The 12,408-nt window shown below is 41.3% G+C and carries 9 protein-coding genes and 1 pseudogene; 1 reads left to right on the top strand and 9 read right to left on the bottom strand.

Annotated features, from left to right (window positions below; translation table 11 throughout):
* The 7 genes from SORDD16_RS03460 to mecA form a co-directional block, all read right to left on the bottom strand.
* The coding region (locus SORDD16_RS03460; protein ID WP_061452395.1) for an ABC transporter ATP-binding protein at positions 1 to 1,660 on the bottom strand (1,660 nt) is incomplete at its 3' end.
* Between the two features lies 1 nt (position 1,661).
* Complete coding sequence (locus tag SORDD16_RS03455; protein WP_061452394.1) at positions 1,662 to 3,386, bottom strand: ABC transporter ATP-binding protein; 1,725 nt, start codon at positions 3,384 to 3,386, stop codon at positions 1,662 to 1,664.
* 59 nt (positions 3,387 to 3,445) lie between these two features.
* Entirely contained in the window at positions 3,446 to 4,384 is a 939-nt protein-coding gene (gene msrB, locus SORDD16_RS03450) for a peptide-methionine (R)-S-oxide reductase MsrB (RefSeq protein ID WP_061452393.1), read from the bottom strand.
* A gap of 60 nt (positions 4,385 to 4,444) precedes the next feature.
* A complete protein-coding gene (locus SORDD16_RS12160) occupies positions 4,445 to 4,567 on the bottom strand; it encodes a hypothetical protein (protein ID WP_277730389.1) in 123 nt (40 codons plus the stop codon).
* A 75-nt stretch (positions 4,568 to 4,642) separates the two neighbouring features.
* Complete coding sequence (gene thrB / locus SORDD16_RS03445) at positions 4,643 to 5,512, bottom strand: homoserine kinase (protein ID WP_061452392.1); 870 nt, start codon at positions 5,510 to 5,512, stop codon at positions 4,643 to 4,645.
* A gap of 1 nt (position 5,513) precedes the next feature.
* Entirely contained in the window at positions 5,514 to 6,800 is a 1,287-nt protein-coding gene (locus SORDD16_RS03440) for a homoserine dehydrogenase (RefSeq protein WP_061452391.1), read from the bottom strand.
* A gap of 147 nt (positions 6,801 to 6,947) precedes the next feature.
* Positions 6,948 to 7,688, bottom strand: a complete 741-nt coding sequence (mecA, locus tag SORDD16_RS03435; RefSeq protein WP_061452390.1) for an adaptor protein MecA — start codon at positions 7,686 to 7,688, stop codon at positions 6,948 to 6,950.
* Positions 7,689 to 7,810: 122 nt separating this feature from the next.
* Here mecA and SORDD16_RS03430 point away from each other — a divergent pair, with 122 nt between their 5' ends.
* Positions 7,811 to 9,289: an oligosaccharide flippase family protein gene (locus SORDD16_RS03430; RefSeq protein WP_061452389.1), complete on the top strand. Its 1,479-nt coding sequence runs from the start codon at positions 7,811 to 7,813 to the stop codon at positions 9,287 to 9,289.
* Between the two features lie 43 nt (positions 9,290 to 9,332).
* Here SORDD16_RS03430 and SORDD16_RS03425 read toward each other — a convergent pair whose 3' ends face one another.
* Complete coding sequence (locus tag SORDD16_RS03425; protein WP_061452388.1) at positions 9,333 to 12,041, bottom strand: MBL fold metallo-hydrolase; 2,709 nt, start codon at positions 12,039 to 12,041, stop codon at positions 9,333 to 9,335.
* A gap of 36 nt (positions 12,042 to 12,077) precedes the next feature.
* A pseudogene (locus SORDD16_RS11615) lies at positions 12,078 to 12,408 on the bottom strand (LicD family protein); the annotation flags it as partial.

Genomic DNA, 12,408 nt, shown 5'->3' with positions numbered 1-12,408 from the left:
TGTCACCATCTACCAAGACAAGGATCAGATCCGCATCCTGAATGGTTGACAAGCGGTGGGCAATGATAAAACTTGTGCGCCCTTCCATGAGTTTAGCAAAGGCATCCTGAACTAGCACTTCTGTCCGTGTATCGATGGAGGAAGTCGCCTCGTCTAAGATAAGAATCTTAGGGATAGCTAGAAAGACTCGGGCGATGGTCAAGAGCTGGGCTTGACCGACAGAGAGAGATTCGCCTGCATTTTCCAACTTGGTATCGTACCCCTGTGGCAACTGTTGGATAAAAAAGTCTGCGTTAGCTGCTTTTGCAGCAGCAATCACTTGCTCCCGACTAGCGTCAGGATTTCCAAAGGCAATATTGTCATGAATGGTTCCTTGCTTGAGCCAGGTTTCTTGGAGCACCATGCCAAACTGCTGTCTCAATGATGCTCGGGTATAGTCGTAAATGGAACGACCATCTAACAAGATATCTCCCGAGTTAATAGGATAAAAACGCATGAGAAGATTGATAAGAGTTGATTTTCCAGCACCTGTCGGACCAACGATGGCCACCTTGCTACCAGCTGGGATATTGATAGACAAATCCTTAATCAAGATCCTTTCAGGATTGTATCCAAAAGAAACATGTTTAAAGGAAATAGCTCCCTTGACTTGGTCACTGGTCAAGACTTCCTTACCTGTTTCAGCCACCTCAGGACTTTCTAAGACAGCATAGACACGCTCTGCACAAGCGAGAGCACTTTGTAACTCAGCTAGAACAGAAGAAATATCGTTAAAGGGCTTAGTGTACTGTTGGACATAGTTCAAAAAAGTCACTAAACGCCCAATGGTCAAGGTGGACCCCATCATGATACGATAAGCTCCTACTCCAGCTAGAAGAGCATAAATGAGTGCGTTGACAAAGCGAGTCGAAGGATTAACCGTTGAAGAATAAAAGATGGCTGACTGAGAATAGCCTGCGTAGTTGGCATTCGCCTCGTGCAGTCTTTGGATAAACTCTGTCTGAGCATTAAAGGACTGGATAATAGTTTGCTGGCTAAGCGATTCTTCAATCGACTGAGTCTGAATTCCCCTCGTCTCTGTTTGCTTCTGGAAGAGATGATAGGACCGTTTGGCAATAAATCGTGAAATTACCATGGACAGAGGCGTCAACAGCAAGACCAAGAGGGTCATGAGGAGATGAATTTGGAGCATGGCTAGAATACTAACCAAAATCATCAAGACGCCAATGAAAAATTGGTTAAAAATCATGGTCAAGCCGGCTGCCAGCTGTTCTATGTCTGTGGTCACGCGACTAACCATCTCTCCACTGCCTTGCCGATCCACAAAAGCAATCGGTAAACGATGGAGCTTATGAATGATTCGCTCTCGCAAGTCTCTGGTATAAGAAAAAATTAGACGATTATAGAGGATAGGATTAACCCATTGTACCAGAGTATTTCCTATGACCACCAATATCATTTGGAGGAAAATCTGCCAAAAAACTGGTGATGAACCAGCCACGAGAACTTGGTCAATGACCTGCCCAATCAAGATAGGTAGGTAGATCGATAAAGCAACTTGGGCAATAGTTCCTAGAAAGGCTAGGAAAAGGAGGAAGGGATGGCTTGCTAAATCCTTAGCCAAACGTTTGAGCGTCTGGTTTGCAGTTTGTCGTTTCATGCTAGTCCTCCTTTCCATGTTGGGATGCATTGATTTCACGATAAACTTGACTAGTCTTCATCAAATCCTCGTGCTTGCCAACAGCTAGTAACTCACCTTTTTCCAAAAGGAGAATCTGGTCAGCCATCTGAAGTGTCGAAGTCCGTTGAGAAATCAAGATTAAGCTCGTGTTAGGTAAATTCTCTCGGATAGCTTTCAAGAGCTTGGACTCAGTGATGGTGTCGAGGGCCGAGGTAGCATCATCTAGGATGAGAAATGGAGCTTGGCGCAATACCGCTCGTGCGATAGACAGCCTTTGTTTTTGTCCGCCTGAGAAATTTCGACCTCCTGCCTCAACTAGGGCATCCAAAAGTCCTTCCTTTTCACTGACAAAATCCTTAGCTTGCGCAATCTCCAAGGCCTGCCAGAGTTGCCGGTCAGATACTTCTCGATTGAAACCTAGAGTCAAGTTGGAACGAATAGTTCCATTAAAGAGTTCGACCTTTTGGGGCACATAGGCAATCCAAGACCGCCACTGCTCAAGATTACGAGGACTACGTCCATTTCGATAAAGGTCAATGCTTCCCTTGTCTGCTGGATAAAGACCAAGTAAGACTTGCACCAAGCTTGATTTACCAGAACCCGTTCCCCCGATGATACCAAGAATTTGCCCTTGCTTCATATCAAAGGAAATGTCTCTCAGAGAAGGCTGGGCCGCATCAGGATAGGTAAAGGTCAATTCTTGGACTTGTAAAACCTTATCGCTGATAACTTTCTTTTGTTCTAATTCTGAATGAATATCTTCTGGAGATTCGGCAAAAACTTCCTCAATTCGCTTGGCTGAGATGTAGGACTGGTTAAGAGAATTTGTCAGCATAGCTAGCTTGACCAATTCCACCAAGATTTGCAAGAGGTAGTTGATAAGGGCAATAAGAGCACCTTGACTGAGTAACCCCCCTTGAATTGAAATATAGCCCTGCCAGATGATAACGAGGAGAGTTCCATTAACAATCAGATAGGTCAGAGGTGTTAACAAACTAGACCAGAAACCCGTCTTTTCTTGCAATCTAGCATAAACTTGGTTAAGGATTTGAAAAATCTGTAACTCTCGTTTTTCCTGACCAAAAGCACGAATAACTCGCATCCCTTGCAATTGCTGGCGCGTTTCCTGAACCAGCTGGTCCGTTTTCTTTCTCAGACTACTGTAGAGAGGATTGACCAGTCGAGAGAGTCCTACAATGACGATTGTCAAAATCACAACCATGACTAAGAACCAGAAAGTCAGCTCAGCCGAGATGCGATAGGCCATAAAGATAGCGCCAAAGACGATAATAGGTGCTCGCAAAAAGAGGCGTAGGAATTGATTGATCCCAGTCTGAATCTGGTAAGTATCCGAAGTCAAGCGAGTCACTAAGCTCGAAGTTGTCAAACGATCTCTGCTGTTCTTGGGTAAGGAAAGAATATGACGATAAAGGTCGTCTGTCAGTTCTTTGGCAAAACCAACCGCTGCCTTTGCTGAGTAAAACTGGGCTACCAAGGCCACTAAAACGCCAATCACTGCAAAAATAAGGAGCAGGCCAATCTGCATCCATAGATGCCCTTGATCTCTCTGGGGTAAGGACTGGTCAACAATCCCAGCAATCACCATGGGAACCAAGAGTTCAAAAACAGCTTCTAGTAACTTGAACAAGGGAGCCAAAATTGATTCTTTGATGTAGGGTTTGAAGTAAGATAGTAAGTGTTTCATAAATCCCTTCTATTCTTATTATGGAAACGAAGAAAGTGGGAAGACCCACCATCTCAGTTTTATTTGTTTAAGTAAGGTAATAGATAGCCATATCCTGCTTTTTCCATCTCATCCTTTGCCACAAAGCGCAAGGATGCCGAATTGATACAGTAACGGAGGCCACCTAACTCCTGCGGTCCATCTGTGAAAACATGACCCAGGTGAGCATTTCCTGACCGAGAACGAACCTCGATTCGCTCCATTCCATGACTCAAATCCTTGTAGTAGTGAATCAATTCCTTAGAAATCGGACGGCTAAAACTTGGCCAACCACAACCTGAGGCAAACTTATCCTTAGCAAAAAATAGTGGCTCACCCGTCGTGATGTCTACATAAATCCCCTCTTCAAAGGTCTGGTCATAGGCATTGCTAAATGGCGCCTCTGTAGCAGCTTCTTGTGTAACACGGTAAGACTCTGCTGACAAACTTTCCCTTAACACCTCTTGACTAGGCTTTTCATAATTTGATGCATCAATCAATGGCTTCTCAGCATCGGTCACATCAATATGACAGTAACCTGAAGGATTTTTCTTGAGATAGCCTTGATGGTAGTCTTCAGCCAAAATGTAGTGGCGAAGTTTCTCCACTTCTACTGCAACCTTTCGACCAAGCATACGCTCCTGCTCCTGCACCACTGTATAGATAGCTGGTAAGTCTGCTTCATCTTGGTAATAAATCCCAGTTCGATATTGGCGACCACGGTCATTCCCTTGTTGATTAATGGACAAGGGGTCAATGACACGGAAATAATAGAGTAAAATCTCTCGAAGTGATACTGTTTTCTCATCGTAAATCACTTGAACCGTTTCTGCATGGTCTGTTTCTTTGAGTAGCTGGTAATTGGTCGTTTCGACTTGCCCATTAGCGTAGCCAACACTAGTTGCTAGCACTCCAGAAATTCGTGAAAAATACTCCTCTAGACCCCAAAAACAACCACCTGCTAGATAAATTTCTGCCATCTTCGTTTCTCCTCTATCAAGTTTTTAACTAATACTCTTCGAAAATCTCTTCAAACCACGTCAGCTTACATCTGCAACCTCAAAACAGTATTTTGAGCTAACTTCGTCAGTTTCATCTACAACCTCAAAACCATGTTTTGAGTAGCCTGCGGCTAGCTTCTTAGTTTGCTCTTTGATTTTCATTGAGTATAAACTTCTTTTCAAAAAAAGGATAGGAAGCCCTCTGGTCGAGAGTTTCCCCATCCTATCTTCTATTCTTTATTTTGCTTCTACACGGACACCTTGGGTATCAACTTTCAGGTCATGCAATTTTCCTTTGAAAGGTTGCTTTTGCAATTCAGCTTTAATCGCCGGCATCTTGTCATGAGAAGCCAAGACCATAACTGTCGGCCCGGCACCAGAGAGATAGGTTGCATAGGCATCATTTTCTTTGGCCACTTGCTTAATCGTCGCGAATTCTCTCACCAAGTCCTGACGGTAGCGCTCATGGAAAAGGTCTCCCTCGATTGCTTGTCCAGCTGTCACCATGTCTCCTGCCAACAAGGCTGCAACGGCCACATTGGCGATAGAACTAGCCGCAACAGCTTCCTTGTAGGACAATTTATTAGGAAGGACACCACGACTGTCTCGAGTACGTAATTCATAGTTGGGAATATAAGCTAGAAAATCACACTCTGGGAAGTCAGCCACGATAGCAGAGACTTGCCCTTCAACAGAGCTCGCAACAACAAGATTTCCATAGATAGCTGGAGCCACATTGTCAGGATGCCCTTCAATCTTGGTCGCCAACTGCAACTTTTCATGGTCAGATAAGTTGAGCTTGCCCAGTTGATTAGCCAGTTCAATCCCAGCAACGATAACAGAGCTAGAAGAACCCAAACCACGCGCCAAGGGAACATCACTGGTCATTTTCAAGCGTCTCGGTTGCAAGTCCGGCGCAATTTGCAAGGCAATCTTAAGCAAGAGATTACGCTCGTCATGGGGAATCCATTTGCCAATCTGGTGTTCAATCAACCACTCATCCCGTTCTTCACAGACCTCAATTTGAAGATACTTGGTTACAGCTACACCGACCGAATCAAAACCTGGCCCGATATTGGCACTGGTTGCAGGTACAATAATCTTCATCCTATTCTCCTAACACCTTGAAGGTATTCAAGAGGTCAAATTCTGAAGCTTTGGCCAACTCAGCTGAAACATTCTCAAGTTGTGCTTTATTAATCTTATGAGTGATAATCACTACACGCGCCTTGTCACCCTCTTTGCCATCTTGGAGGATTTGCTTGAAGGAAATATCTTGAGCATTAAAGATTTCAGCCAATTTCAAGACCTGACCTTTTGAGTCTAGTGCCAAGATTGAGAAATAGTAGTTTGCTTTAACATCTTCTGGATTTGCCAAAACCAATTCACGGCTGTATTCGTTGAAGTCTTTACCAATCGTTCCATCATTCAAACGACGAACGATACGGACAATATCTGCTACGACACTTGTTGCAGTTGGTTTTTGACCCGCACCTGGGCCGTAGTACATAGACTCACCGATACCGATAGATTCTACAAAGACGGCGTTCATTACTCCATTCACACTGGCAAGTGGATGTGCTTTAGGAAGGAAGGTTGGAGTCACTTCTGCAGCAATACCTGAAGGAGTCTCCTCGATAGAACCAACCAATTTCACTACATAGCCAAGGTCTTGGGCTACAGCTACGTCTTCTGGCGTGATATTGCGGATTCCCTTGTGGGCTACATCGTCAAAGGCAACCTTCATACCAAAAGCAAACTGGCTCAAAATGACCATCTTGTAGGCTGCGTCAATCCCATCCACGTCATTTGTAGGGTCGCTTTCTGCAAATCCTAGTCTTTGAGCTTCAGCCAAAGCATCATCATAAGACCAGCCTTCTTCCACCATTTTGGTCATCATAAAGTTGGAAGTTCCATTAACGACACCAAGAACGCGCGTGATTTTATCAGAAACCAATGAATTTGCCAAAGTACGAAGAATTGGAATCCCACCGGCAACTGCTGCTTCGTAGTAAAGTGCTACATTATGATCTTTAGCGATTTCTAACAATTCTGCACCATGGACAGCCAAAAGGTCCTTGTTGGCAGTAACAACGTGTTTCCCAGCTTCTAAGGCACGAGTGATAAAGGTTTTAGCAGGTTCGATACGCCCCATCAATTCCACTACAATGGTAACATCTTTGTCTGATAAAATATCATCTACATTGGTCACAAAGTTAAAGTTATTCCCTGCTGCAAGCAAGCGGTTCTTTTCATCTTCATCCTTGACCAATACCTTGGCTACTTCAATATCCGAATGAGCTGACTGAACGATTTTTTCTCCATTTTCCTTTAGGAGGAAGGGCACACCACTTGCCACGGTACCAAATCCAAGTAAAGCAATTTTAACTGTCATGTTTGTCTCCTAGAAATTTTCTGATATAGCCATTATAACAGAATTTTGTGAAAATTCCTATTATAGTAAATCACTATTTCAGTCTAGTGAAGAAAAAACGAATCCCATGATTCGTCTTTCTTGATAAATGAAAATTGATTTTAAAAATTATGAACGAATCTTTTGCAGATTAAGAACTGCATCGTGATTGATCAAGATTTGCCCATACTCTTGCAAGACTGAACGACTGATGTCACTGTCGTCTGCAAACTCACGCATACGAGCCAAGAGCCAGGCTGGATATGGACTAGGATGATTTTCCACATCGACTAAGATTGTCAAATAATAGTGTCCATTCATCTTATAGAGTTCAGAAGTTTCCATCTCAAAAGTCACTGTCTTTGCAAAAGCAACTAAGTCAGCAAGGCTTGCAAAGCGCAAGATATAGTAGATATAAGGTTCTTTCTTGCTCTCAGTCTCCTTTTCAGTTTGCTCTTGCTCTTCTTCCTTTGCTTCAACCTGCTCTAGAGATTGGATAGCTTCAATATCGTCCTTGGTCTTATCTGCAATGCTCTTTTCCAAGGTTTTGAGAAATTCATCTGGCGACATTTGGGCCAATTCTTCCATGTCAGGTAGGTCTGCCAAATCTTCAAAATCCAAATTTTGGTCAATCTTGGACTTGGTCACAAAGACGTCTACCTTATCTGGTTTTGGCGTCACGCGGAAACTTAGCATGCCACTATCCAAGAAATTGTCTGGCATCTCTAATTCATCTAAAATAGCATAGAAAAACTCTTCGGTTTTTTCCTGAGGAACGAGAAAGTCTGCAATCTCCATTCCCCGATCCATCAAATCATCTAAAGTCATTGTTATTTTCAGTGTTGTATCACTAATTTGTTTCATCTTCATATCTAGTAACCTCTTATTTTCAGTCTATCTATTATACTAGATTTTTACGATTTTATCAAAAGAATGAAGTGAGAATGTGATATAATACTAGATATGATTTTAGATTTAAGAAAGAAAGTTCAATGAAAAATATAAAAGTTAATGCATTGGCTAGCTTGCTGGTCAATATTCTCAATATCGTTTTTCCTCTGATAACCAACCCCTATCTGACGCGGATCCTCAGCAAATCCAACTACGGTTATTTCAATACCGCCAATACCTGGGCAAGTTTCGTTATTCCACTAGCTGCCTTTGGGATATATAACTATGGGATTCGAGCTATCAGTAAGGTCAAGGATGACAAGAATAAAATCAACTATGTTTTCTCAAAGCTGTTTTATATCTCAGTTTTCACTTCTCTCCTGACAACTGGTATCTACTTCCTTTTTATCTTCTTTGACACCAGCATTGAAAATCTGAAAGTCCTCTACTACATCCTAGGGGCCCAAGCACTCTTCCAATTTCTCAATATCGAATGGATGAACGAGGCTTATGAAAACTATGCTTTTATCCTTTACAAAACATTGATTATTCGAATTACCATGCTGGTCGCTATCTTTGCCTTTGTCAAAACTGCTGATGATATCGTTCCTTATGCTATCGTCATGACAGCGACCACTATCCTCAACTACCTCCTTAGTTTTCTTTGGATCAAGAGAGAGGTTTCTTTCGTTAAAATTGGTTTCATCGAGTTAGTCAAGGCATCCAAACCACTCTTTACTATGCTTCTCTTGGCAAATGCCAATATGCTCTACACCTTGCTAGATAGAATGTTTATCACAAAGGGACCAGATGAAAACTATATTTCTTATTATACAATTGCCTATAGTATTGTCATGTTGATTGCCAGTGTCTTAAGTGGAGCTATCAACGTCAGTATTCCACGCCTTGGCTACTACCTCGGGAAAAAGGATTACAAATCCTATAATTATCTTGTAAATCAAGCGGCATCCTTATTCTATTTCCTTATGGTTCCAACTAGTATTGGGATTATGATATTGGGGAGATACGCAACAGTTATCTATTCTTCTGAAAAGTATCTTGAAGCGGGTATCGTAACCAGCGTCTTCGCCTTTCGAACTATTATCTGGGCTATTGAATTGATTCTTGGAAAGCAAATTATCTTTATCAATGATCACGAGAACCGCTTGACCGCTTTCTACTTTGCTGGTGGTGGAGCAAATCTCCTCTTCAACTGTATCTTGTATATCAATAATATTTTTGCTCCTGAGTATTACATCGCTACAACCATTCTTGCAGAAGCCATCGTTGTTCTCTTAGAAATTCGTTTTATTAAGAAACATCAACTAATTAGTTTAAAAGAAATCTTTGTGACCTTAACACGTTATGGTCTCATATCCCTTGGTTTTATCCCGATCTTCTATATTTTCAAGATGATTTTCCAAATCAGTTCCTATACGGTGAACCTCAATATGATTCTCATGGTTCTTTCTACCATAGCTACTTGTGGAATCTACTATCTCTTGACGCTTTTTATCGCCAAAGACAAAACATTACACTATGCACTGAACCTTGTACTTGCTAAATTAAAACGAAATTAAAAAATCCCCTACTGATAAATTAGTTGCCAGTAGGGGATTTTTTTTATTCTTTTTCTTTCTTTTCAGAAGCATTGGCTTCTAGATTTGAATCTTGTTTTGGCTGTTCAGTACTAGAGGAATTAGCTTCTTGTTTCTTTTCTGACTGATCTGCTTCGTCATTCACAACAGCAACAGCCTGTTTCCAAATTCCTTCTTCGTTTACTTTGTAACCATCCGGTGTTGTTGCGTTCTTCAACAAAGAACCATCAGCTTGGAAATAGTACCAGTTACCATCAAGTTGTTTCCAACCTGTTTCCATAGCTCCTGTTTCATCAAAGTAATAATGTTCACCATTTACTTTATGAAGACCAACCAACATGATTCCATCTTCAGGATTTAGATAATACCAGATACCTTTATCTTTTATCCAACCAGTTTTCATGGCTCCGTTTGATTCAAAGTAACGATAATGGTTATCAAACCATTTCCAGCCCGTTTGCATTGCACCAGATCCGCTAAAGTAATATTGCTTACCATCTACTTGATGAAGGCCGACTAACATAACGCCTTCCTTACCTTCAAGATAATACCAGGCATCGCCATTCTTCAACCAACCAGTTTGAGGTGCACCAGACTCAGTGTAATAATGCCAGGAATCGTTTGACCACTGCCATCCAACTTGCATGATACCTGAGGATTTGAAGAAATAGGTTTTACCGTCAATTTCTTTGGAGCCTACGACCATGATACCTGTTTCGGGGTTCAAATAATACCATGATTCATTATCTTTCAACCAACCAGTTTTCATAGCACCTGAGTTCGTATAGAAGTACCAGCTATTGTCTTGCCACTTCCAGCCTGTTTGCATTGCACCGCTGGCGTTCAAATAGTAACGAATACCGTTGATTTCTTGTTTCCCAGTCTGCATAATACCATCTTGATTTAGGTAATACCATTTCTCATTATCCTTAATCCAGCCAGTTTTCATAGCACCTGAGTTCGTATAGAAGTACCAGCTATTGTCTTGCCACTTCCAGCCTGTTTGCATTGCACCACTAGCATTCAAGTAGTAACGAGTACTGTTGATTTCTTGTTTTCCAGTGAGCATGATACCGTCTTTGTCCAGATAATACCAAGTATCCTGATCCTTGATCCAGCCAGTTTTCATAGCTCCAGAACTTGCAAAATAGTTCCAGTGACCATCAACAAAGGCCCAGCCTGTTTGCATGACACCTTCTTGATTAAAGTAGTATGTGCTTCCATTGATATTCTTTTTACCGATTGTCTTTAGCCCATCCTCATCATAGAAATACCAATCTGAGTCAATCTTTTGCCAAGTTGAAGGCTTACCTGCTGTTTGGAGTGCACCACTTTCGCTAAAGAACATTTTCTTGCCATTAAAGAATTGATTTCCTGTTAGCATCTTTCCATCTGCTGCAAAGAGATATTTCTTCCCTCCAATTTCAGAAAGCTCACTGAATCTTCTGGCACCGTCTGATTGGATATAATACCAATAACCACCCAACTTGAACCAGCCACCTGTTCGCATCTTACCATCTGCATTTAAATAATACCAGTTACCTTTACTATATGGATCCCAACCATCATTAACATAAAGCCAGCGACCGGCCTGCATTTGCCCCTTTCCATTGAAAAAGTAAGTGGCTCCGCCAATCTCTTTCCAACCGATAGCCATTTCTCCATCTGCTAAACGATATTTCCAGTAGCCATCTTCCTGGTACCATTTTTCATCAACTACAGGTATATCAGGAAAAGTATTTGAAACATTAGCAAATCCTTTATCGCTAATATCAAAGACAGTAGCATCTTGAGTTTGGCTAGAAGCATGAAGAACTTGGATGTTTTTCGTTTGAAGGTATTCTCTTGTTGAAGCAAGGTTAATATCACCACCAGTTGTTTGAACAATCATCTTTGGTGATAGGTTTTCAAGAAAATTAATCGTATTTGAAACTGTCGCATCATAATGATGATTCCATTTCATCATATCAACCTTGCCGATAACTGGGCCTAACTTATCTTCTGCTCCTTCGGCATTATCCAAATCTCCACCAAGATAGATTCTCTTTCCTGCCACAGTCACCACTGAAACGATAGAGTTGGAGTTATCATCTCGAACTTTTTTCAGATTTCCTTCATCATCATATTCATTCTTATAGTTATAGAGCTGGATATCCATATCACCTAATTTTAGATGGCTATCTTCATCTGAAATATTCTGAATAAGAGTAACTCCTCGTTTTTGAGCTGCTCTCAAAGCATTATCATAATTGAAAAGATTATCCCATAGTCCCCAGTTTGCTGTGATCCGATCATCTGAATATTTTTTCAAATAAAACTTACCGACTTGATATCGATTGAGTATTTCATCCGCTCCACCAATATGGTCACTGTGTACATGGGTTCCAATAATAAAATCCAGTTTTTTAACACCAACTTGGTCAAGATGGCGAATCAAACGGTCTTCCAAGACTTGATAATTTCTCATGGAAATTCCCCAACGACTTGGATAGCGTGGGTCACTCCCATCAGGAAAGTCATAATCTTCTCCCATATCAATCAAAGCATAATGACCATTGCTCTCCAGAAGGATAGCATCACTCCCCGATTTTGCTTTAGTATTTATGAAATGGATACGATTGCCTGAACCAGCAGTAATGGTGTCTGCATTAACTTGTTGTGATAAAACAATCAACACACAAAGGAAAGCAAGTAAACTATAACTGATTGATTTAACTAATCTTTTATTCTTCATCTTGAACACCCCTTTCTCGATGAAAACAATCTCTTACTAATCAATCCAATAATTCTTATCAGTTCCTGGAACCTGTTGTTCAACAGGCGGTGGAGTCATATAGTCTGCTCCAAATTCGTAGACAAGAATTTCATGGTATTTTCTCGGAGCCTTCACTACGATGTTTTCGTATGGCATATCAATCAGATCATAGAGCCATTCTTTTTTGATTCCCTCTGGAAAACTTGGATCAAATATCGTACAGGTAAGATCTGTAGCTTGATTTATACTATATTTCAAAGCAAGGTTCTCTAATTTTTGATTCCAAGTTTGTGGAGAACTTAAGCGAAAAATAGCTGACCCAATATAACGAGGTAGGTTTTTTATC

Source organism: Streptococcus oralis (assembly GCF_001578945.1).
Lineage (GTDB): Bacteria > Bacillota > Bacilli > Lactobacillales > Streptococcaceae > Streptococcus > Streptococcus oralis_Q.
The sequence above is the reverse complement of the archived record's forward strand: the minus strand, read 5'-3'. Positions and strand labels throughout refer to the sequence as shown.